This is a genomic window from Nocardia sp. NPDC004718 (assembly GCF_053601535.1).
The window spans coordinates 1-22,419 of sequence record NZ_JBSGCA010000079.1 but is presented as its reverse complement, the minus strand read 5'-3'; the positions used below and the strand labels follow the sequence as shown (position 1 = coordinate 22,419).

The 22,419-nt window shown below is 69.5% G+C and carries 21 protein-coding genes; 14 read left to right on the top strand and 7 right to left on the bottom strand.

Annotated features, from left to right (window positions below):
* Positions 1-167: 167 nt before the first annotated feature.
* Together ACWEH3_RS33525 and ACWEH3_RS33520 are read left to right on the top strand one after the other, a co-directional pair.
* Complete coding sequence (locus tag ACWEH3_RS33525) at positions 168-536, top strand: DUF3817 domain-containing protein (RefSeq protein WP_355075568.1); 369 nt, start codon at positions 168-170, stop codon at positions 534-536.
* 61 nt (positions 537-597) lie between these two features.
* Positions 598-1,446: a tetratricopeptide repeat protein gene (locus tag ACWEH3_RS33520; RefSeq protein ID WP_450025161.1), complete on the top strand. Its 849-nt coding sequence runs from the start codon at positions 598-600 to the stop codon at positions 1,444-1,446.
* A 124-nt stretch (positions 1,447-1,570) separates the two neighbouring features.
* Here the strand turns inward: ACWEH3_RS33520 and glgB are convergent, their stop codons facing one another.
* The 4 genes from glgB to ACWEH3_RS33500 all read right to left on the bottom strand — a co-directional run bounded on the left by glgB (position 1,571) and on the right by ACWEH3_RS33500 (position 7,053).
* Positions 1,571-3,724 carry a 1,4-alpha-glucan branching protein GlgB gene (glgB, locus tag ACWEH3_RS33515; RefSeq protein ID WP_450025132.1) on the bottom strand — a complete coding sequence of 718 codons (2,154 nt, stop codon included), beginning with the start codon at positions 3,722-3,724 and terminating at the stop codon, positions 1,571-1,573.
* Positions 3,721-5,724, bottom strand: a complete 2,004-nt coding sequence (locus ACWEH3_RS33510) for a maltotransferase domain-containing protein (RefSeq protein WP_450025134.1) — start codon at positions 5,722-5,724, stop codon at positions 3,721-3,723. The genes glgB and ACWEH3_RS33510 overlap by 4 nt, the downstream gene beginning before the upstream one ends.
* Before the next feature lie 100 nt (positions 5,725-5,824).
* Complete coding sequence (locus tag ACWEH3_RS33505) at positions 5,825-6,466, bottom strand: LysE family translocator (protein ID WP_450025136.1); 642 nt, start codon at positions 6,464-6,466, stop codon at positions 5,825-5,827.
* 143 nt (positions 6,467-6,609) lie between these two features.
* A complete protein-coding gene (locus ACWEH3_RS33500) occupies positions 6,610-7,053 on the bottom strand; it encodes a hypothetical protein (protein ID WP_355075574.1) in 444 nt (147 codons plus the stop codon).
* A gap of 259 nt (positions 7,054-7,312) precedes the next feature.
* On the opposite strand from ACWEH3_RS33500, the gene glgP reads away from it, so the two are divergent.
* The 3 genes from glgP to ACWEH3_RS33485 all read left to right on the top strand — a co-directional run bounded on the left by glgP (position 7,313) and on the right by ACWEH3_RS33485 (position 12,054).
* Entirely contained in the window at positions 7,313-9,886 is a 2,574-nt protein-coding gene (glgP, locus tag ACWEH3_RS33495) for an alpha-glucan family phosphorylase (RefSeq protein ID WP_450025138.1), read from the top strand.
* Between the two features lie 108 nt (positions 9,887-9,994).
* Positions 9,995-11,356, top strand: coding sequence for an NCS2 family permease (locus ACWEH3_RS33490; RefSeq protein WP_450025140.1), 1,362 nt, complete (start codon positions 9,995-9,997; stop codon positions 11,354-11,356).
* A 164-nt stretch (positions 11,357-11,520) separates the two neighbouring features.
* Complete coding sequence (locus ACWEH3_RS33485) at positions 11,521-12,054, top strand: DoxX family protein (RefSeq protein ID WP_450025142.1); 534 nt, start codon at positions 11,521-11,523, stop codon at positions 12,052-12,054.
* Positions 12,055-12,132: 78 nt separating this feature from the next.
* On the opposite strand, the gene ACWEH3_RS33480 is transcribed toward ACWEH3_RS33485, so the two are convergent.
* Both ACWEH3_RS33480 and ACWEH3_RS33475 read right to left on the bottom strand, forming a co-directional pair.
* Positions 12,133-14,181 carry an ATP-dependent DNA helicase gene (locus tag ACWEH3_RS33480; RefSeq protein ID WP_450025144.1) on the bottom strand — a complete coding sequence of 683 codons (2,049 nt, stop codon included), beginning with the start codon at positions 14,179-14,181 and terminating at the stop codon, positions 12,133-12,135.
* 57 nt (positions 14,182-14,238) lie between these two features.
* The gene (locus ACWEH3_RS33475) at positions 14,239-14,805 is read right to left on the bottom strand and encodes an isochorismatase family protein (RefSeq protein ID WP_450025146.1); all 567 of its coding nucleotides are present in this window, start codon (positions 14,803-14,805) and stop codon (positions 14,239-14,241) included.
* 183 nt (positions 14,806-14,988) lie between these two features.
* Between ACWEH3_RS33475 and ACWEH3_RS33470 the strand changes: the two genes are divergently transcribed.
* Positions 14,989-15,180 (top strand): hypothetical protein, encoded by a 192-nt coding sequence (locus ACWEH3_RS33470; protein WP_450025148.1) that lies wholly within the window; start codon positions 14,989-14,991, stop codon positions 15,178-15,180.
* Positions 15,181-15,182: 2 nt separating this feature from the next.
* Here ACWEH3_RS33470 and ACWEH3_RS33465 read toward each other — a convergent pair whose 3' ends face one another.
* The gene (locus tag ACWEH3_RS33465) at positions 15,183-16,493 is read right to left on the bottom strand and encodes a nicotinate phosphoribosyltransferase (RefSeq protein WP_450025150.1); all 1,311 of its coding nucleotides are present in this window, start codon (positions 16,491-16,493) and stop codon (positions 15,183-15,185) included.
* A gap of 123 nt (positions 16,494-16,616) precedes the next feature.
* On the opposite strand from ACWEH3_RS33465, the gene clpS reads away from it, so the two are divergent.
* The 8 genes from clpS (at position 16,617) to ACWEH3_RS33425 (ending at position 22,109) form a co-directional block, all read left to right on the top strand.
* Positions 16,617-16,967 (top strand): ATP-dependent Clp protease adapter ClpS, encoded by a 351-nt coding sequence (gene clpS, locus ACWEH3_RS33460; RefSeq protein ID WP_039796380.1) that lies wholly within the window; start codon positions 16,617-16,619, stop codon positions 16,965-16,967.
* Positions 16,968-16,989: 22 nt separating this feature from the next.
* Positions 16,990-17,559: an oxidative stress transcriptional regulator AosR gene (gene aosR / locus ACWEH3_RS33455; RefSeq protein WP_355075589.1), complete on the top strand. Its 570-nt coding sequence runs from the start codon at positions 16,990-16,992 to the stop codon at positions 17,557-17,559.
* Between the two features lie 61 nt (positions 17,560-17,620).
* A complete protein-coding gene (locus ACWEH3_RS33450; protein ID WP_450025152.1) occupies positions 17,621-18,685 on the top strand; it encodes a P1 family peptidase in 1,065 nt (354 codons plus the stop codon).
* 111 nt (positions 18,686-18,796) lie between these two features.
* Positions 18,797-19,216: a Mov34/MPN/PAD-1 family protein gene (locus ACWEH3_RS33445; protein ID WP_067803148.1), complete on the top strand. Its 420-nt coding sequence runs from the start codon at positions 18,797-18,799 to the stop codon at positions 19,214-19,216.
* Between the two features lie 33 nt (positions 19,217-19,249).
* Positions 19,250-19,522, top strand: coding sequence for a MoaD/ThiS family protein (locus ACWEH3_RS33440; RefSeq protein WP_063051456.1), 273 nt, complete (start codon positions 19,250-19,252; stop codon positions 19,520-19,522).
* Positions 19,523-19,530: 8 nt separating this feature from the next.
* Positions 19,531-20,493 (top strand): cysteine synthase, encoded by a 963-nt coding sequence (locus ACWEH3_RS33435; RefSeq protein ID WP_450025155.1) that lies wholly within the window; start codon positions 19,531-19,533, stop codon positions 20,491-20,493.
* 65 nt (positions 20,494-20,558) lie between these two features.
* Positions 20,559-21,275: a rhomboid family intramembrane serine protease gene (locus ACWEH3_RS33430; protein ID WP_450025157.1), complete on the top strand. Its 717-nt coding sequence runs from the start codon at positions 20,559-20,561 to the stop codon at positions 21,273-21,275.
* A 69-nt stretch (positions 21,276-21,344) separates the two neighbouring features.
* The gene (locus tag ACWEH3_RS33425; RefSeq protein ID WP_450025159.1) at positions 21,345-22,109 is read left to right on the top strand and encodes a cyclic nucleotide-degrading phosphodiesterase; all 765 of its coding nucleotides are present in this window, start codon (positions 21,345-21,347) and stop codon (positions 22,107-22,109) included.
* The last annotated feature ends 310 nt before the right edge of the window (positions 22,110-22,419 follow it).

The following is a 22,419-nucleotide window of genomic DNA, read 5'->3' as shown; positions in this document are numbered from 1 at the left end:
GCGTGTGCGCGGCCGTCGCGTACGCGACGAAGGAGCAAGCGGCGGCCGCGCACACGCGAGCCATAAGGGGGCCGCGAACACGCAGCGCCGCAGGCGCTGCAAATTGAACACAGCAATTAGACACAGCTCACTACGACAGCCTGTAGTGCATCCGGCAGAATGGGCGCATGGGCAATGTCTTCGACCTGAGCACGGTGGCCAAGCGGTTTCGTTTCATCGCGGTGCTCGAGGCGATCTCCTGGCTGCTGCTGATCATCGGCATGGTGTTCAAGCGGATTCCGGAGCCGGTGCTGTGGCCGGTCAAGGTGTTCGGCATGACGCACGGCATCGTGTTCGTGCTGTTCGTCATCACCGCGATCGTGGCGGCGCGCGAGCTGGGCTGGAACGTCAAGACCACCGTCCTCGCGCTGCTGTCGAGCATTCCGCCGTTCTGCACGGTGCTGTTCGAGGTCTGGGCGGTGCGCACGGGGCGGTTGGGTGAGCTGAGCAACGCCGGTTCGGTCGAGTCCGGGGCCCCCGCATCCGCCACGTCGTGACAAACTGGAGGTCGTGAATCGACCAGCCGCACGCCGTCCTTCGCCCGCTGTCGCCGCCGCCATGTCCGGCGCGGTCGATCTGTCCAGCCTGAAGCAGCCCGCCGGTGGCGGGGGCGCTCCGGCCGGTGGCGACTACGCGGTATCCGAGGCCGATTTCGAGACCAAGGTGCTGCGTCGTTCGATGCAGGTGCCGGTGGTGGTCGTGCTGTACTCGCAGCGCAGTCCGGGCAGTGTCGAACTGGTGCGGACGCTGGAGCGGCTGGTGGCCGCCGACGGCGGCAGCTGGGATCTGGCGACCGTCGAGGCCGAGGCCAACATGCGCATCGCGCAGGCGCTGCGGGTGCAGGGCATCCCGACGGTCATCGCGATCGCGGCCGGGCAGCCGCTGGCCGATTTCGAGGGCGCCCAGCCCGAGCCGCAGGTGCGGCAGTGGCTGAACGCCGTGGTCGACGCGGTGGCGGGCAAGCTGGAGGGTGGCGGGGAGCCGCAGCCGCAGGCCGAGGACCCGCGTTTCGCGGCGGCCGAGGCGGCGCTCGAGCACGGTGACCTGGCCGGCGCCGAGGCGGCTTACCAGGCGATTCTCGACGCCGAGCCGGCGAACGACGAAGCCAAGGGCGCGCTGCGTCAGCTGCGCTTCCTCGCGCGGGCCCAGGAGCTGCCGGAGTCGGCGATCGCGGATGCCGATGCGGACCCGTCGAACGTCGATGCCGCGATTCGCGCCGCCGATCTCGAATTGTTCCAGCAGCGGCCCGAAGCGGCCTTCGATCGGCTGATCGGCGTCGTCAAGCGCACTTCCGGCGACGAGCGCACCAAGGCGCGCACCCGGCTGCTCGAGCTGTTCGAGCTGTTCGATCAGGCCGAGCCGTTCGTCGTGGCCGCGCGCCGCAAGCTGGCCGCGGCGCTGTACTGAGCCGCCGTGTGGCGCGGTCGCGAATCGGCCGATCGCGCCACCACCGTGGGCGGAGGTCGTGTCCCGGAGCGCAGAAGAGTTCGTTCGCCGACCAGGCGCACCAGGCGTTGCGCCGGGCGACTCGTCAGGCGGGGCGCAGCCAGACCGCGCTGTGGGGTGCGAGCGTCACGGTGGCCGAGGCGGGCCGGTCGTGCCACGGCTCGGCGCTCGCCGTCACCTCGCCCAGGTTGCCGAGGCCGGAGCCGCCGTAGTCCGCGGCGTCGCTGTTGAGGATCTCCAGCCACGAGCCCGCGTGCGGCAGGCCGATCCGGTGCGCGTCGTGCGCCGACCCGGAGAAGTTGTGGACGCAGGCGACCACGGAGCCGTCGGAGCCGTAGCGCAGGAACGCCAGCACGTTGTTCGCGCGGTCGTCCGCCTCGATCCAGGCGTAGCCACCGGGTGTGGTGTCCTGGCTCCACAGGGCGGGGTGGGCGCGGTAGACGGCGTTCAGGTCACGCACCAGCGTGGTGATGCCTTGGTGCAGCGGGTTGTCCCGTTCGTGCCAGTCCAGACCGCGATCGTGTGACCACTCCCGGAACTGGCCGAAATCCTGGCCCATGAACAGCAGTTGTTTACCCGGGTGGGCCCACATGTAGGCCAGCAGCGCCCGCACGCCCGCGGCTTTGGCGAAATCGTCGCCCGGCATTCTGGTCCACAGCGTGCCTTTGCCGTGCACGACCTCGTCGTGGCTGATCGGCAGCACGTAGTTCTCGCTCCAGGCGTAGACCAGTGAGAAGGTGATCTCGTTGTGGTGCCAGGAGCGGTGCACCGGGTCTCGGCCGAGGAACCCGAGGGTGTCGTGCATCCAGCCCATGTTCCATTTCATGGTGAAGCCGAGACCGCCGACGTCGATGCCGCGGGTGACGCCGGGCCAGGTGGTGGACTCCTCGGCGATCGTCACGACGCCGGGGTGATGCCGATGCAGCGTCTCGTTGAGGTCCTGCAGGAAGTCGACGGCCTCCAGGTTCTCCCGGCCGCCGTGCACGTTGGGCTCCCACTGGCCTTCGGCGCGGGAGTAGTCCAGGTAGAGCATGGAGGCGACCGCGTCGACGCGCAGGCCGTCGATGTGGAATTCCTCGACCCAGTAGCGAGCGTTGGCGATGAGGAAGTTGCGCACCTCGTGCCTGCCGAAGTCGAACACGTAAGTGCCCCAGTCGAGTTGCTCGCCCCGGCGCGGGTCGGCGTGCTCGTAGAGCGGGGTGCCGTCGAATCGGGCCAGCGCCCACTCGTCGCGCGGGAAGTGGGCGGGGACCCAGTCCAGCAGGACGCCGATGCCCGCCGCGTGCATGCTGTCGACGAACGCGCGGAAGTCGTCCGGGGAACCGAATCGCGCCGTCGGCGCGTAGTAGGAGGTGACCTGGTAGCCCCACGAGCCGCCGAACGGATGCTCGGCGATGGGAAGCAACTCGATGTGGGTGTATCCGGTCGCCCGCACGTACTCGGCGAGCTGGTCGGCCAGTTCGCGGTAGCCGAGGCCGGGCCGCCAGGAACCGAGGTGCACCTCGTAGACGCTCATCGGGGCGCGGGTGGGATCGGTGGCCGCGCGCTGCTCGAGCCAGGCGCTGTCCTGCCACACGTAACGGCTTTCGGTGACCACCGATGCCGTGGCCGGTGGTAGTTCGGTGGCGAATGCCAGCGGGTCGGCGTGATCGACGGTCCGCCCGTCGGCGCCGTGCACGCGGTATTTGTACTTGGCGCCCGGCTCGACACCAGGGATGAAGACTTCCCAGATCCCGGACGACCCCAGCGTGCGCATGGGTGCGGCGTTGCCGCTCCAGCCGTCGAAGTCCCCGATCACGGTGACGCCGCGCGCGTTCGGCGCCCATACCGCGAACGACGTGCCCGCGACGTCACCGTCGAGGGTGCTGTAGCGGCGCGGGTGCGCCCCGAGCACGTCCCACAGGCGTTCGTGGCGGCCTTCGCCGATCAGGTGCAGGTCGAGTTCGCCGAGCGTGGGCAGGAAGCGGTAGCCGTCGGCGCCGATGACGGTCTGGCCGCCGGGGTAGGTCGTCACGACGCGATAGTCATTGATCTCCGGGTACGGCAGCACCGCGGCGAACACGCCGTGGCCCACGGACTTCAGCACGTGGTCGTCGCCGCCGACCCGCACCGACACGGTTTCGGCGTGCGGGCGCAGCACCCGGACGGCGGTGCCGTCCGGATGGGGGTGTGCGCCCAGCACGGTGTGCGGGTCGGTATGGGTGCCCGCCGCGAGCAGCATGAGGTCGCGACGTTTCATCGCAGCGTCCTGCGGTAGGCCAGCTCGGTGCGAGCCTGCTGGGACACCGGGGGCAGGGCGATGATGTGCGCCACGGCCCGCGCGGGGTCCAGTCGCACGTAATTGGTCTGGGCCCAGTGGTATTCCTCGCCGCTGACCTCGTCGTACACCACCGGGTGGTCGTGCCACTCGCGGCCGATCGCGGGCAGGTCGAGCGAGAGCATGCCCCATTCGGCGCCGAAAGGGTTGAGATTCACCACGACCAGCACCGCGTCGCCACTGACGGGATCGAGCTTGGAATAGGCGATCAGCGCGTCGTTGTCCACGTGGTGGAAATGCAGGCAGCGCAGCTGTTGCAAGGCGGGGTGGGCCCGGCGGATCTCGTTGAGCCGGGTGAGCCAGGGTTCCAGCGATTCTCCGCGCGCCAGCGCCTCGGCGAACGGGCGCGGGCGCAGCTCGTATTTCTCCGAATCGAGGTACTCCTCGCTGTCCGGGCGCACCGCCTGATGCTCGAACAGCTCGAAGCCGGAGTAGACGCCCCAGGTGGGCGCGAGGGTGGCGGCCAGGACGGCGCGGATGGCGAACATGCCCGGCCCGCCGTGCTGGAGGCTCTCGTGCAGGATGTCCGGGGTGTTCACGAAAAGGTTCGGGCGGGCCTCGTCGGCCTTCGCGGCCAGTTCGTTGCCGAACTCGGTCAGCTCCCATTTGGCCACGCGCCAGGTGAAATACGTGTAGGACTGGCTGAATCCGCGCCGGGCGAGCCCGTAGAGCCGGGCGGGGCGGGTGAACGCCTCCGACAGGAAGATGACGTCCGGGTCGGTGCGCCACACGTTCGCGATCAGCCACTCCCAGAAGTCGGCGGGCTTGGTGTGCGGATTGTCGACGCGGAAGATGTTGACGCCCAAGCCGATCCAGTGTTTGACGACGCGCAGCACTTCGGCGTAGAGGCCGTCGGGGTCGTTGTCGAAGTTGACCGGATAGATGTCCTGGTACTTCTTCGGCGGGTTCTCGGCGTAGGCGATGGTGTTGTCGGGCAAGGTGGTGAACCACTCGGGGTGCGCCTCGACCCACGGATGATCCGGTGCGCACTGCAAGGCGAGGTCGAGCGCGACCTCGAGGCCCAGTTCCCGCGCCGCCCTGACGAACTCGGCGAAATCGGCTTCGGTGCCCAGTTCCGGATGCACTGCGTCGTGACCGCCGTGCCGCGAGCCGATGGCCCACGGCGAGCCGACGTCGCCGGACTCCGCGGTGAGCGCGTTGTTGCGGCCCTTGCGGTTGACCTCGCCGATCGGGTGGATGGGCGGCAGGTACACCACGTCGAAGCCCATGGCGGCGATGCGCGGAAGGTCCTTGGCCGCCGTGACGAAGGTGCCGTGAACCGGCTCGCCGGTGGCGTCGCGGCCGCCGGTCGAGCGCGGGAAGAACTCGTACCAGGAGCCGTAGAGCGCGCGGTGCCGCTCGACCAGGACGGTGTGCTGCGGCCCGCGGGTGACCAGGTCGCGCAGCGGCGTGGCGCGCAGGATCTCGGCGACCTCCTCGGTGAAGGCCGGGGCCACCCGTGCGGGGAGTTGCTCGTCACCGCGCAGCGCGGCGGCGACCGCGCGCAAGCGCTCGAACTGTTTCTTCGGGACGGCCTGCGCCGCGCGGTCGAACAGGCGGGCGCCCAGCTCGAGATCGTTGGCCAGATCGACGGCGCTGTGCCCGACGGCAAGCTTCGCCTCGACCGCCGATCGCCAGGTCGCGATCGGATCGCTCCAGCCTTCGATCCGGTAGGTCCAGGCTCCCGGCGTGTTCGGTGTGAAGGTCGCGTTGAAGACGTCGGGCTCGTAGTCCGGCGTCATGCGGACGCGGGTGGGTCGCGACGCGCCGGGGGCGCGCACGACGAGTGTGGCGGCGACGGCGTCGTGCCCCTCTCGCCAAACCACGGTGCGCACCGGGAATACCTCGCCGACCACCGCCTTGGCGGGCCGGCCGCCTGGGATGGACGGGGCAGTGTCATCGATAGCGATGCGGCCGGTCACGGACCCCAACCTACCGGCAACCGGCCTTTCGGACCGGACCAGCCGATTTTTCGTGCCCGGTTCCGGCTTCTCACCGTGGCGGGCGAACTGGGCATTCGCCTCAGCGTGCGTCGGCGGCGAGGCCCAGGCCGAGCGCGACCAGGACCGCGCCGAGCGCACGCTCTACCCGCTGCCGGATACCGGTGCGGCGCAGCCAGGCGCCCGCGCGGTCGGCGGCCAGGACCACGCCGACGCACCACGCGGTGTCGATCACCAACTGGATGAGCGCCAGGATCACCACCGTGGGCAGCACCGGCCCCTCGGACGGAAGGAATTGGGGAAGGATCGTCAACCCGAAGACCGCCGCCTTGGGGTTGGCCGCGATCGAGATCAGCGAGGCGCGGAACGCGGCGGCGGGCGTGTGTCCCGCCGGGAGCATCCTCGTCATCGCGCCGCCGAACTCCTCGCCACCACGGGCATTCCGCCACGCCTGCACGCCGAGCCAGATCAGGACCAGCGCGCCGATGATGTGCACGGCCGTGTTCATGGCGCGGTTCGCGACGAGCAGGACGGACAGTCCCGCCCCGCCCGCCAGCGTCCAGCCGAGTACGCCGATCTCGTTCCCGGCCACCGCCGCCAAGCCCGCGGTGCGGCCGTCGCGCACCGCGCGCTGCAGGAACAGTGCGGTCGCCGGCCCGGGCAGCGCGGCAATGAGCAGGCAGGCCGGAAGGAATTGCGGAAGAACGTCGACCCAGTGCGGCATCAGCCGATGCTGTCATCCCGGCCGTGCTCAGGCTACCGATTTCTCCGCCTTCGGAAGTGAGGTGCCCGGGTGGCCATGGACGGAGCTCGCTCGTCCACTGGGCGGCCACCCGGGCGCTCAACTCGACATGCCCGAAACGTCGATCACGGCATGACCATGCACGCGAAGCCGAGGTTCATCCCGTTGCCCACCGTCATCACCGGTGAAGTCCAAGCGGGCGTGGCGCCTTGCGTCGCGGAAATGGTGTGTTGCCCGGTCGCCTCGGGGATCCAGACCGTGGTGGCCTGGCTGCCGACCACCGGTGCGGGGTTCGGTGAGAAGGTGCCCCCGGCGCTGTCGGCGAACTGAACCGATTCGGTCGAGGGATTGTTGTCCACCGTCGCCGTCACCCGGTACTGGCAGTTGGTTCCGTAGTTTCCGAAGCCGAAACTGGTGCCTTGGGCCGGGCTGGCGGTCGCCGTCGTGACCGCCGCGCCGGCGGCGGGTGCGACGAGAACGAATGCCGCCGCGAGCGCTCCGAACCCTGTGATCGCTGCTCCAGCGCGCGACCAGCGCCGATCGCGGGCGCGATTTGGGTGTGCTGTCATCCACATCTCGATCACTCCCGTACTGATTCGGTTGGTGCGGCCGGTTGGTCCGCACAGCTTGTGGGTTTGCCCCGCGTTCCGGAGTTCACAAGCGAGCGCGGGTCTCGATCGGGTAGCGGAACGGGTGCCGGTGTGTGTCGTGTGGCCGTTCCGTGACGATGGAGAGCGTTACGCTGCCGGGAAACACGCTGGTGGGAAGGTTGTTCCGGGCCGTGGTCGGGCAGGGCGCGCCCCGCGGTCGGCGTGTAGGTTCTACCCAATGAAGGCATTGCGTCGTTTCACCGTCCGTGCCCATCTGCCCGAGCGTCTGGCCGCTCTGGGGGAGCTCGCCACGAATCTGCGCTGGTCGTGGCATCCGCCGACGCAGGACCTGTTCGCCGCGCTCGATCCCCGGCGGTGGCAGGAGATGGGGCACGACCCGGTCCGGATACTGGGTGAGGTGCCCGCGGCGCGGCTGGACGAGCTTGCCGCCGACCCTGACTACGTCGCGCGTGTGGACTCCGCAGCGGCGGACCTGCGCGAGTACTTGGCCGCGCCGGGCTGGTTCCAGCGCCGGGCGGGCGAGGAAGGGGTGCGGGGCATCGCCTACTTCTCGATGGAGTTCGGCGTCACGGAGGTGTTGCCGAATTATTCGGGCGGCCTTGGCATTTTGGCCGGCGACCATCTGAAGGCCGCCTCCGACCTCGGCCTGCCGCTGATCGGCGTGGGATTGCTGTACCGCTCGGGTTACTTCCGGCAGTCGCTGACGACGGACGGCTGGCAAGCCGAGCACTATCCGGCGCTGGATCCGCAGGGCTTGCCGCTGCGGGCGCTCACCTCCGGCGGTTCGCCCGTGCTCATCCACGTCGCGATGCCCGACCACAGGGTGCTGCGCGCTCGGGTGTGGATCGCGCAGGTCGGCCGGGTTCCGCTGCTGCTGCTCGACTCCGACATCGCCGAGAACGACCCGGAGTTGCGTGCGGTGACCGACCGGCTCTATGGAGGTGACCAGGAGCATCGCATCCGTCAGGAGATTCTCGCGGGCATCGGCGGCGTGCGGGCGGTGCGCGCGTACACCGCGTCCGCCGGACTGCCCGACCCCGATGTGTTCCACATGAACGAGGGCCACGCTGGTTTCCTCGGCGTGGAGCGGATCCGCGAATTCGTCGCGGCCGGGCAGGATTTCGATTCCGCGCTCGCCGCCGTTCGGGCGGGCACGGTGTTCACCACGCATACGCCGGTCCCAGCGGGCATCGACCGGTTCCCCATGCCGATGGTGCGGCGTTATTTCGGCGGTGCGCACGGGGAATCCGAATCCGCTTTGCTGCCGGGGCTTTCGGTGGACCGGATCGTGGCTCTCGGCCGGGAGGCCGATCCGTCGGTCTTCAACATGGCGCACATGGGCTTGCGCCTGGCGCAGCGCGCCAACGGCGTGTCGAAGCTGCACGGCGAGGTGAGCCGGTCCATGTTCGCTTCGCTGTGGCCGGGCTTCGACCCGGCCGAGGTGCCGATCGGTTCGGTCACCAACGGTGTGCACGCCACCACCTGGGCCGCACGCGAGTGGGTGGACAAGGCACGCGAACACATCGGCGCGGAGCTGGTCGAGGAGGGCCGCGGCTGGGAACGGCTGCGCGACGTCGATCTCACCGAGTTGTGGTCGACCCGTAACACCCTGCGCGGCATCCTCGTCGAGGAGGTGCGCCGCAGGCTGCGCGCGTCCTGGTTGCAGCGCGGCGCCGCGGAGGCCGAGCTCGGCTGGGTGAACGGCGTTTTCGACCCCGATGTGCTGACCGTCGGGTTCGCCCGTCGAGTGCCGACCTACAAGCGCCTCACCCTGATGCTGCGCGATCCGCAGCGGCTGCGCGCCCTGCTGCTGGATCCGCGGCGGCCGATGCAGCTGGTCGTCGCGGGTAAGAGTCATCCGGCTGACGACGGCGGCAAGGCGCTCATCCAGCAGGTGGTCCGCTTCGCCGACGATCCCGATGTGCGGCACCGGATCGTCTTCCTGCCCGACTACGACATATCAATGGCTCGCTACCTGTACTGGGGCTGCGACGTCTGGCTGAACAATCCGCTGCGCCCGCTCGAGGCCTGCGGCACCTCCGGCATGAAATCCGCGCTGAACGGCGGGCTCAATCTCTCCATCCGCGACGGCTGGTGGGACGAGATGTACGACGGCGAGAACGGGTGGGCCATTCCGACCGCGGAGGGCGTCCGGGACGAGCACCGCCGCGACGATCTGGAGGCCGCCGCGCTCTACGACTTGTTCGAGCGTGCGGTGGCGCCGCGTTTCTACGAGCGCGACGCGTCCGGGATGCCGGTGCGCTGGGTCGAGATGGTTCGCCACACGTTGCAGACCTTGGGGCCGAAGGTGCTGGCTTCCCGGATGGTCCGCGACTACGCGGTGGAGTACTACGCTCCCGCCGCCGCGGCGTCGCAGCGGGCGACGGCCGACGATTTCGCGGTGGCGCGCGCCATCGCCGAGTACCGCCGCCGGGTCGAGTCGGCGTGGCCCTCGGTCAAGGTGATCCAGGTGGACAGTGCGGGGCTGCCGGACACGCCGGTGATCGGGGCGCGGCTGTCGCTCACGGCGCGGGTCGAGCTCGGTGGCTTGAGCGTGCAGGACGTGGTGGTGCAGGCGGTGCTCGGCCGGGTCTCGTCGACCGACGATCTCTCCGACACCACGACGATCCCGATGACGCACGTCGGGTCCGACGCGGGCGCCGAGCTGTTCACCGTGGACACGCCGCTGCCGCTGTCCGGCGCGGTCGGGTACACCGTGCGCGTGCTGCCGCACAACGATCTGCTGGCTTCCGACGCCGAGTTCGGATTGGTCTCCGCTCCGAGCGCTTGACTCCGGTGGCGCCGGTCACGGTGGCGCCGCCGTGGGTGTCGCGAGCAGTGAACCGTCGGCTACCGTGCCCTTGGCCCGCCCCGAATCGTTCCTGCACTGGAGTCACCCATGGTCACCGACGTTCTGCACCGGACCCGAGGACGCCTCGACGGATACTTCGGGGTTCGCTCGACCGGCTCGACCGTCAAGCGCGAACTCATGGCGGGGACGGTCACGTTCCTCGCCATGTCGTACGTCCTCGCGGTCAACCCCGCCGTGCTCGGCGATCAGGGCGCGCTGGGTGACAAGGGCATCCCGATGCAGGCGGTGTTCACCGCGACCGCCGTCGCCGCGGTATTCGGCACGCTGGTCATGGGGCTGTGGGCGCGATATCCGATCGCGCTCGCGCCGGGCATGGGACTCAACGCCTTCTTCGCCTACACGGTGGTGCTCGGCATGGGGATTCCATGGCAGGTCGCGCTGTCGGGCACGTTCCTGTCCGGCGCCATCTTCTTCGTCCTGGCGGTGACGCGGATTCGCGAACGCATCCTCAACGCGATCCCGATGCAATTGAAGCTCGCCGTGGGCGCAGGCATCGGATTGTTCGTCGCCTTCCTCGGCTTGAAGAACGCCGGAATAGTGGTGAACAGCGAGGCGACGCTGGTCACCCTGGGCGACTTCACCAAGGGCACCACCTTGCTCGCGCTGTTCGGGTTGCTGGTGACCGTGGTATTCCTCGTGCGCGGCTGGCACGGCGCCGTGCTCTACGGCATCGTCCTGACCACCCTCGTCGGCATCGTCAGCGGCTTGGTCGCGCTCCCCAAGGGCTTGTTCGCCGCGCCGCAGGGGCTCGAGCAGACCTTCGGTCAGGCGATCGTCCATCTGCCCGACGCGTTCACCGGTCAGATGGTCGTGGTGGTGCTGACCATGCTGTTCGTCGACTTCTTCGACGCATCCGGCACGCTGATCGGCGTCGCGAACCAGGCCGGGCTGCTGGACGAGAACGGTAAGTTGCCGCGCGCGGCGAGTGCGCTGGCGGCGGACTCGGTGGGCACCATGGCCGGTGCGGTCATCGGCACCTCGACCACCACCGCCTACGTGGAATCGACCGCTGGCGTCTCGGCGGGCGGACGGACCGGGCTGACCGCCGTCACCACGGCGGGCTGGTTCTTCGTGGCCATGTTCTGTTTTCCGATCTTCGCGGTCGTCGCGGGTTCCAGCGAGGTGACCGCGCCCGCGCTCATCGTCGTCGGCATCCTGATGGCCCGCTCGCTGGGGCAGATCGACTGGAACCGCCTGGAGTACTCGGTGCCCGCGTTCATCACCATCGTGATGATGCCGCTGACGTACTCCATCGCCAACGGCCTGGCCATGGGGATGCTGCTGTACCCGGTGGTCATGGCGGCCAAGGGCCGCGTCAAGGATGTGCATCCGGCGATGTGGGCACTGATGCTGGTGTTCCTCGGCTACTTCTTCTTCCTCGCGGAATGACTTTCCGGTCGCCCTAGCGCTGAACCATCCTTCCCGCCCGACCGTGGAATAGACCGAGAGGTTGGGCAGTTGCCCCCGTTCGTGCGATAATCGGACCGCAGTCCGCTTTCTTCGCCGAAGTAACGATCATGTCCGGGAACGACAGCGCAGGGATGAGGACCACCATGACTTTCAAATCCGTACTCGAAAGAACCGGAACCGATTCCGACCTTGACCGAATCGCCCCCGACATCGGCCTGCTGGTCGTGCGAGTCGTCTTCGGTGGCCTGCTCGCGGCGCACGGCGCGCAGAAGCTGTTCGGCTGGTGGGGCGGGCCCGGTCTGCAAGCCAACGCCGACGGCTTCGAGAAGATGGGCTACAACCCGGGCAAGGTGTTCGGGACGCTGGCGGGGCTCAGCGAACTCACCGGCGGCCTCCTCCTGCTGCTCGGTCTGCTGACGCCGCTGGCCGGAGCGATCGTGCTGGGCACGATGATCAACGCGATCAACGCCACCTGGTCCGGTGGCCTGCTGGGCGGTTACGAGATGGGCCTGCTGTTCGCGGTGGTCGGCGCGGCGCTGCCCTTCACCGGGCCGGGCAAGTTCTCGTTGGACGCCGGGCGTCCGTGGGAGCGCCACGGATTCGTGTGGGGTGTGGGAGCGCTGATCCTCGCCGTCGTCGCGGGCGTGCTCACGTTGATCCTGAAGTGGGTGCTCTGAGCCCGCGGCGCAGACGGATTCGCGGCGCTCGCGTTGCCGGCCATGCTGTTCGGGGTGGCTTGTGGCCGTGCGCCGTTGTCACACCTTCGCCGCGGCGGCCAGCCTGCTCAGTGCTTTGACCACGACCTCAGGGTCGGCCGTCTCCCAGTACGGCGGCAGCGACGCGCGCAGGTATCCGCCGTAGCGAGCGGTCGCGAGGCGGGAATCGAGGATGGCCACCACCCCGCGATCGTCGACGCTGCGCAGCAGGCGGCCGGTGCCCTGCGCGAGCAGCAGAGCCGCGTGGTTGGCGGCCACGGTCATGAAGCCGTTGCCGCCGCGCATCTCCACGGCGCGTTGCCTGGCCGCCAGCAGCGGATCGTCCGGGCGGGGGAAGGGGATGCGGTCGAGGATCACCAGACTCAGAGACGGTCCCGGCACGTCGACGCCCTGCCACAGTGACAGTGTGCCGAACAGGGAGGTCTCCGGGTCGTCGGCGAACTTGCGGACCAACGCGCCCGTCGCGTCCTCGCCCTGGCACAGCACCGGTGTGTGCAACCGTTCGCGGATTGCGTCGGTGGCCGCGCGGGCGGCGCGCATCGAGGAGAACAAGCCGAGGGTGCGCCCGCCCGCGGCCGTGATGAGTCGCTCGATCTCGTCCAGGTAGGCCGGTGCGAGCCCGTCGCGGCCCGGCGCGGGCAGGTGTTTGGCGACGTAGAGGATGCCGGACTTGGCATGGTCGAACGGTGAGCCGACATCGAGCGAACTCCAGCGCACGCTGTCGGCGTCCGACGGCGCCTGCGCGCCGTTCGCGGTGGCCGGGTCGCTGCGATTGCCCGACTGCGCGGGCAGGCCCCAGGTGACCGCGAGGCCGTCGAACGAGCCGCCGATCTGCAACGTGGCGGAGGTGAGCACGACGGTCGCGGCGCCGAAGAGCCTGCTGCGCAGCAGCCCGCCCACCGACAGCGGCGCCATCCGCAGCGACCGGCGCACGACACCCCGGATCTCGTCGGCGGCCAGCCAGATGACGTCGCGGCGGGCGGCGGGATCGGGCTCGTCGAACGCCGTCAGCGCGCGGACCGCGCTGTCGTGCACCTCGTCGAGCGCGGCCAAGGCCATGGTGCGGGCGGCCGAACCCTCCGGGTCGCCCTGCGCGGTGGTGCTGCCAGGGGGCGCGAGCGCGGTGCGCGCATTCCACGCGCTGTCGCGGACCAGGGCCAGCACCGGGGCAACGCCGTCGGGCAGGGTCTCCCACCGGGCGGCGGGCAGCTCGTCCAGCACGGTGTGCCAGGCCTCTGCGGCGCCCTCCAGGCGGTCGACCTCCTGCTCGTCGATGAGCTTGGCGCAACGCCGGGCCGCCGCGCTGATCGCGGCGGAGGTCAGTTCGGCGGTGGCCACGCCGGTGACCCGGTCGACCAGCTCGTGCGCCTCATCGATGACCACGACGTCGTGTTCGGGGAGCACCTGGATGCCGCTGATCGCGTCGATGGCCAGCAGCGCGTGGTTGGTCACCACCACGTCGGCCTGCGCCGACTCGGTTCTGGCGCGCTCGGCGAAGCAATCCTGGCCGAAGGAGCAACGCGACTTGCCCAGGCATTCCCGCGACGACACGCTCACCTGCCGCCAGGCCCGATCGCTCACGCCGGGAGCGAGCTCGTCGCGGTCGCCGGTGTCGGTGTCGGAGGCCCATTCGTTGAGCCGTTGCACTTCGCGACCGAGGCGCGAGATCGCGAACGCGTCGAACAACTCCGCTTCGGCGGGCTCGTCCGGTACGGCGCTGTTGATCTTGTTCAAGCACAGATAGTTGTTGCGGCCCTTGAGGATCGCGAACTTCGGCGTGCGCCCCAACGGGCCGCTCAGCGCCTCGGCCAAGCGCGGAAGGTCACGGTCGACCAGCTGACGTTGCAGCGCGATCGTGGCCGTGGAGACCACCACCGTGCGGCCGGTGCGCACGGCGTGGCGCAGGCTCGGCACCAGATACGCCAGCGACTTGCCGGTGCCCGTGCCTGCCTGCACGGCGAGGTGCTCCTTGGTATCGATCGCGTGGTCCACCGCCGCGGCCATCGTCACCTGCCCGGCGCGCTCCTTGCCGCCCAGCGCGTGTACGGCGGTGGCCAAAAGATCGGATAAGGGGGGCAGTTCGGGCACGCGAGCAGCCTACTCGGCGCCTCCGACAGGGCAGGGCGGTCGCGGAGACCGGACGGTCTATCGGGTGATGCCGCCTTCCAGGCCGACGCCGGCCCCGCGCATGCGGTCCAGTGCGAGGGCGACCGTTTCGGGTGCGACACCCGCGGTGAGATCGAGCAGGACGCGGGTGTCGAAACCCTCGATGCGCGCGTCCAGCGCGGTGGCGCGCACGCAGTGATCGGTCGCGATGCCCACCACGTCGACGGCGTCGACGCCGCGGTCGTGCAGCCAGTCGGCCAGCCCGGTGCCGTCCTCGGTCGTGCCCTCGAACCCGGAGTAGGCCGCCGAGTACGCGCCCTTGGCGAAGACCGCATCGATGGGTTCGGTGGTCAGGGCGGGGTGGAAGTCGGCGCCCGGCGTGCCGACCCGGCAGTGCGGCGGCCAGCTGTCGATGTAGTCGGGTGCGTCGGAGAAATGCGCACCGGGATCGATGTGATGATCGCGGGTGGCCACGATCGCGCCGTAGTTCGCCGCCGCGAGGTGCTCGCTGATCCGGGCCGCCACGGCGGCGCCGCCGGCGACCGCGAGCGAACCGCCCTCGCAGAAATCGTTCTGGACGTCGACGATGATCAGTGCCCGGGTCATGGCGACCTCCCGCGATGTGGCTGAACAACTATTTCGAATTCTGCCGCTCGGTCGGACGCTCGTTCGGCCGACTCGCGGGAAATTCGCATGCGCGCGATGTAAACGTGGCCTGCGCTCCCGGTGATTACCGGGTGCCCCTTTCGTCGGCGGCCGGATGCGCCGCCCTCCAGCACGGAGACCCTCATGAGCCCTGCCAAACTGTTCCGCAGCGTATTCGTCGCCACCACCGTGTTCCTGGCGGTCTTCTTCCTGCTCGGCTCCCGCCCCGCGGAGCCGTCGGCATGGGTGTGGTTCGGGATCACCGGAGTGGTGTTCGCGCTGCTCTTCGCCGCCGGGCTGCGGCTGGTGACCCGCGTCGACGAGCGCAGGCGCTGACCTCAGACGAAGGTGGTCAGCACGGCGGGTTCCCCCGCCGACAGCTTGAGGCCCTCCCACGGCAGGCTGATCAGCCCGCGCGCGACCAGGTCGCGGCTCTCGGCGAGGGTGGGCAGGTCATCGACCTGCTTGCCCTCCCGGATCAAGGGGACCAGCAGCTCACGGGATCGGAAGCCGTTGCGGGGCGGCATCGGCCCGGCCGCCGGATAGACGATCTCCTCGACGATCGTGCCGGTGTCGCGGGCCAAGCGGAGCGCCTTCTTCGTACCGCCACGAGACTGCTTGTGACTGCTGCGTTTGGCGACCGGCACCCCTTCGACTTCGACCAGCTTGTAGACCATCCCGGCCGTCGGCGCGCCGGAGCCGGTGACCAGTGCCGTTCCGACACCGTAGACGTCGACCGGCTCGGCGCGCAGCGCGGCGATGGCGTACTCGTCGAGATCGCCGGAGACCACGATGCGGGTCTTGGTGGCCCCGAGCGCGTCGAGTTGGTCGCGCACCTGCCTGGCCAGGACACCGAGATCGCCGGAGTCGATCCGCACGCCGCCCAGCTCTGTTCCCGCGACCTCGATGGCGGTCGCGACGCCCCTGGTGATGTCGAAGGTGTCCACCAGCAGCGTCGTCCCGACTCCCAGCGTCTGCACCTGGCTGCGGAACGCTTCGGCCTCGTGCGCCCCGTCGGGGCCGCTGTGCAGCAGGACGAACGCGTGCGCGCTGGTGCCCGCCCCCGGAATCCCGTAGCGGCGCACCGCCTCCAAGTTCGAGGTGGCGTCGAAACCGGCGAGATACGCGGCGCGGGCGCAGTCCGCGGCGGCCAGCTCGTGGGTGCGCCGCGAGCCCATCTCGATCATCCGGCGGCCACCCGCGGCGCTGACCATCCGCGCCGCGGCGGCGGCGATCGCGCTGTCGTGATTGAGAATCGAGAGGACCAGCGTCTCCAGCACGACGCATTCGGCGAAGCTGCCGCGCACCGAGAGGATCGGGGAGCCCGGGAAGTACAGCTCGCCCTCTGGGTAGCCGTCGATGTCGCCGGTGAACCGGTAGTCACGCAGCCAGTCCAACGTCCGCCGATCCGAGAACGAGGCGGCGACGGACAGTTCCGCATCGCCGAACCGGAACTGCCGTAGCGCGTCGAGTACCCGGCCGGTACCCCCGACGACGCCGTAGCGGCGACCATTTGGCAAACGTCTAGCGAACACCTCGAAGGTGCACTGCCGATGCGCCGAACCGTCGGCGAGCGCCGCGGCGAGCATGGTCAGTTCGTACTGGTCGGTCAGCAGTGCCGTGCTGGTCACGCCGTCACGCAGGTCCACGCTGTCACTGTAGACAGAACGGTCGGCTCACGCCGTCCGGCATCGGCCCGGTGAACCGGCGAAAACCCGAATCGGGGCTGCGTGGGTGTTGTTTATCCGGTGTCGAGTCGTACCCTTGACCCTATGGCCTTGTGCAACACAGTCCGGGGTGACGTCGTTGTGGACGCCGCGAACGCGACATTGTCGGCGGCACAGGCGACACCCGAAGCGGTGGAGTACACCGAGATCCTGGAGGCGGAGGACCGCCCGTGGGTGACCGTGGTCTGGGACGATCCGGTCAATCTCATGCACTACGTCACGTATATCTTCCAGAAGCTTTTCGGCTACAGCAAAGCGAAGGCGACCGAGCTGATGCTCAAGGTCCACAACGAGGGCAAGGCGGTGGTCTCGTCCGGTTCCCGCGACAAGATGGAACACGATGTCCAGCGGCTGCACGCCGCGGGACTTTGGGCCACCATGCAGCGGGACGACTGACCAGCGCGACTACCCTGACGCCGTGCGCAAGTGGAGCAGGAAGAACTCGCTGAGCGGTCTCAAACTGCGATCCGAAATGGACGCACGTGAGGCCAACGTGCTTCGGTCCCTGGTCGGTGCGGTCTCCGGGCTGCTCACCGAGCGCGCCGGGTCGGCGCCCGACGACGACTTGGCCGCCCTCACCGGACTGCGATCCGGCAACACCGTCCCGCCGGAGGATCCGCGGCTGCGCAGACTCCTGCCGGACTTCCACCGCAACGAGCCCGGCTCGCCGGACGCCGAACGCGCCGACCTCAACAGCGCGCTGCGCGGTCTGCACGAGCCCGACATCATCGACGCCAAGCTGGCGGCGGGCTCGGTCGTGCTGGACACCGTGCCGAGCGCGGGCGGCAAGATCGTCATCACCCCCGAGCAGGCCGACGCGTGGTTGACCGCGCTCACCGACGTGCGGCTGGCGCTGGGCACGGTGTTGAACATCGATGCCGACACGCCCGACCATCTCGATCCCGACGACCCGCGCGCCCCGCACCTGGACGTGTACCACTGGCTGACCTGGATGCAGGACTCGCTGCTCCAGGCGCTGGCTCCCTGACCGGCCGCGCTGCGATGATCGGCGCGAACCCACCAGCAGTCCCGCGCCGTGAGGAGTACCGATGGTGAATGCCGAACCGGGTGAACGCAACTCGCTCACCGATGTGCCCGGAGTGCTGGTCGGTCATCATCACGTCCTCGATCAGGACGCCACGCTCGGTTCCGGATCGGCGACGGGATGCACGGTGGTGCGCGTGCCGGGCGGCGCGGTGGCGGCGGTCGACGTGCGCGGCGGCGGGCCGGGTACCCGTGAGACCGATCTGCTCGATCCGGTGAACACCGTCCGGCAGATCGACGCGATCCTGCTCACCGGCGGCAGCGCGTTCGGGCTCGCCGCGGCCGACGGCGTGATGCGGTGGCTGGAGGAGAACGGCGCGGGCATCGTGATGGACCCGGCGGACCCGAGCCGGGTGGTGCCCATCGTCCCCGGCGCGGTGATCTTCGATCTTCCGGTCGGCGCGTGGGACATCCGTCCGACCGCCGAGTTCGGCTACCGGGCCGCCGCGGCCGCGGACGTCGACTTCGCTCGCGGTTCGGTCGGTGCGGGCGTCGGCGCGCGCGCCGGTTCGATCAAAGGCGGGATCGGCACGGCGAGCATCGTGCTCGGTGATGGCGTGGCCGCGGGAATCACCGTCGCGGCGCTGGTCGTGGCGAATCCGGTCGGCTCGGTGTTCGATCCACGCACGGGGTTGCCGTGGGGGTGCGGCACCGATGGACCCGACTTCTTCGGTCTGCGGCAGGCGACTCCGGAGCAATTGGCGGCGGCGAACGCGCTGCCGGTGAAAGGCACCGTGCTCAACACCACGATCGGCGTCGTGGCCACGGACGCTCCGCTCGATCCGGCCGGATGCAAGCGCGTCGCGGCCACCGCGCACGACGGGCTGGCCAGGGCGATCCGTCCCGCGCACTCGCCCCTGGACGGGGACACCCTCTTCGCGCTCGCCACCGGAACGGCGGAGGAGGGCGTCGACTTGCCGTTGCCGCCCGCCTTTCCCGCCGATCTGCTTGTCCTGGACCAGATCTGCACCGCCGCCGCCGTCTGTGTCGAACGCGCCATCGTCGACGCGATCCGCTCGGCGCACCCAGTGGCCGGCATCCCGGCCTACAACGACCTGTTCGGTGCTTGAACAGGCGATGCCGGGAACCGGGGGACCGGGCGACGTCGCCGGGGGAATAGCCGAATATCCTGGCTCGTTGTCGACTGCGATGGGTCGGCGTTGTGGAAAGGTGTGCGACTCGTGCTGGTGATCAGGGCCGACCTCGTGGAGGCGATGGTGGCGCACGCGCGCGCCGATCACCCCGATGAGGCCTGCGGTGTCATCGCGGGGCCGGAGGGCTCGGATCGTCCGGAGCGCTTCATCGCCATGGTCAACGCCGAGCGTTCGCCCACGTTCTACCGCTTCGACTCCGGCGAGCAGTTGAAGGTGTGGCGCGCGATGGACGACGCCGACGAGGCGCCGGTCGTCATCTACCACTCGCACACCGCCACCGAGGCCTATCCGAGCCGGACCGACGTGTCGTACGCCTCCGAGCCGTTCGCGCATTACGTGCTGATCTCCACCCGCGATCCCGAGCAGCACGAGCTGCGCAGCTACCGGATCGTCGACGGTGAGGTCACCGAGGAGCCGGTGCGGATCGTCGACGCGTACGAGAACTAGACCGATGCCTGTTCGCGAAACCGAGGAGTACCCATGCCGGTAACCGTCTCCATTCCGACCATCATGCGCGGCCTCACCGGAGGTGAGAAGCGCGTGCAGGCCGAAGGCGCCACGCTGTCGGCGCTGATCGACGACCTCGAGGCCAACCACCCCGGGCTCGCCGAGCGCCTGCTGAAGGACGGCAAGCTGAACCGCTACGTCAACATCTACGTCGACGACGAGGACGTGCGCTTCGCGGGCGGGCTGGCCGCCGAAGTGCCCCAGGACGCCAGCGTCACGATCCTGCCCGCCGTGGCCGGAGGCTGACCCGTCCCGTGGCGCGTTACGAATCGCTGATCGCGACTCTCGGCAATACCCCGCTGGTCGGGCTGCGCACCCTGTCCCCGCGATGGGACGGTGACGATCACGTGCGGCTGTGGGCCAAGCTGGAGGATCGCAACCCCACCGGCTCGATCAAGGACCGGCCCGCCCTGCGGATGATCGAGCAGGCCGAGGCCGACGGGCTGCTTCGGCCCGGTTGCACGATCCTCGAACCCACCAGCGGCAACACGGGCATCTCGCTGGCCATGGCGGCGAAGCTCAAGGGATACCAGCTGGTCTGCGTGATGCCGGAGAACACCTCGGTGGAGCGGCGGCAGTTGCTCACCATGTTCGGCGCCAGGATCATCGATTCCCCGGCCGCGGGCGGCTCCAATCAGGCCGTCGCGCTGGCGAAGAAGATCGCCGCGGAGAACCCCGACTGGGTGATGCTCTACCAGTACGGCAATCCGGCGAACACGGCGGCGCACTACGAGACGACCGGCCCGGAGATCTTGGCCGACCTGCCCGAGATCACCCATTTCGTCGCGGGTCTCGGCACCACGGGCACGCTGATGGGGACCGGCCGCTTCCTGCGGGAGAAGGTGCCCGGCATCGAGATCGTGGCCGCCGAGCCGCGTTACGGCGAACTGGTCTACGGCCTGCGCAACATCGACGAGGGATTCATCCCCGAGTTGTACGACGAGAGCGTGCTGACCACCCGTTTCTCGGTCGGCCCGTACGACGCGGTGAAACGCACCCGTGAACTGGTGCTCGAAGAGGGCATCTTCGCCGGGATCTCCACCGGCGCCATCCTGCACGCCGCGCTCGGCGTCGCCCGCAAGTCGGTCAAGGCGGGCACGCGCGCCGACATCGCGTTCGTGGTCGCCGACGGCGGATGGAAATACCTGTCGACCGGGGCCTACGACGGCACGCTCGAAGAGGCGGAAGAGCGGCTCGACGGCCAGCTCTGGGCCTGATTCCCGGCCGCGCCGGTACCCTCGGGAAGGCGGGGCCACGTCCCCGCCACGGCGAGGAGGTGGCCATGACCGGCGCGGGACTCGGACCGTCGTTCGACCCTGATCGGCTGGCGGCGCTTCGTGCGCAGCTGGGCACGCCCGTCGGTGTGCCCACACCGCCCGCCACCGGAGGCTTCGCCGCGATCAAACAACTGTGGTTGCGGGCCGGAGTGCTGATCGCCGGATTCGTGGGAGTGCTGTACGGCGTCGAAGGGGTCGACACCGCCGTCGGCGGACGGCTCGACCACGCGGGCATCGAGCCGCGCCGTGCCGACGGGCTGACCGGCATCCTGTTCGCCCCGTTGCTGCACGGCGGCTGGGCGCATCTGATCGGCAACACGCTCCCGGTGCTGGTGCTCGGCTTCCTGGTCCTGGTGACCGGCATCGGCCGCGGGCTGGCCGCGACCGCGATCATCTGGCTCGGGGCCGGGCTCGGCGTCTGGCTCACCGGGGCGACGGGAAGCACGCATATCGGCGCGTCGTCGCTGGTGTTCGGCTGGCTGACCTTCCTCATCTCCCGTGGCTGGTTCGCGCGCAACGTCGGGCAGATCGTGCTCGGTCTCGTGGTGCTGGCCCTCTACGGGTCGCTGCTGTGGGGCGTTCTCCCGGGACAGCCCGGAATCTCTTGGCAGGGGCACCTATTCGGCGCGTTGAGTGGATTGCTGGCCGGCTGGGTACTCTCTGGAGATGCACGACGAAACCGCCGCGGGGACCGAGCCGGAACCGGCGCGTCGCCGCGGTGAGCCAGCGGTCCGCCGGAAATGTGGGGGGATCCTTTCTTGAGTGAGAATTCCGCGTGGCAGCATGGGGGAATGCGCCTTACCGTCCTCGGGTGCTCGGGCAGTGTGTCCGGCCCGGACTCTCCCGCGTCGGGTTACCTGCTGACCGGCCCGGACATGCGGCCGACGGTGATCGATTTCGGCCCCGGAGTGCTCGGCGCGTTGCAGCGCCACGCCGATCCCGGTGAGGTCGACATCTTCCTGACCCATCTGCACGCCGACCACTGCCTGGACCTGCCCGGTTTGCTGGTGTGGCGCCGCTACCACCCGACGCCCCCGGAGGGCAAGGCGATCGTGCGCGGCCCGTCGGACACCTCGTTGCGCATCGGCAACGCTTCCGCCGAGGTCGGCGGCGAATGCGACGACTGGTCGGATGTGATCGACATGCGGACCTGGGTCGAAGGCGAGTCCGTCTCGTTCGGGCCGGGGCACACCGTCACCGCGCGCCGGATGTTCCACCCGCCGGAGTCCTACGGTTTGCGGATCGTCACCGCCGCCGGACGCACTTTCGTCTACACCGGCGACACCGCGCTCTGCCCCCAGGTCCACGAACTCGCGCAGGGCGCAGATATCCTGATGGCGGAAGCGTCCTGGACCCACGACCCGGCGAATCGCCCTCCCGGCATCCACCTTTCGGGCACCGAGGCCGGCCGGATCGCCGCCGAGGCAGGCGTGAAGGAACTGCTGCTCACCCACATCCCCCCGTGGACTTCCCGCGAGGACGTGATCGCCGAGGCGAAAGCAGAGTTCACCGGCCCCGTGCATGCGGTGGCCCCCGGCGAAACCTTCGATCTCTGACCGAATCCCGGGTGCAACGCCGGGCACGGCGCGAACTTCACGAGCGGACCCGCGTCACCGGACTTGTGCACCCCCGCGGCAGCACGCCGGTCAGCCGAATGACGCGCCGAGCCACGAGTCCGTACGTCCCCTTCGATGACCGATTCGCGAGCCAGTCACTGCACACGGTGTGCACCGGGTGGCGAACTGCGATACCGACGTGCCCAGCGCACCATAACCACGTCTTTCGAGCGAAGCGAGACCGAGCATGCGCCGTTCGCGGCCCGGCTCGCGTTTGCGCGGCCGCCGCGTACGCGACGAAGGAGCAAGC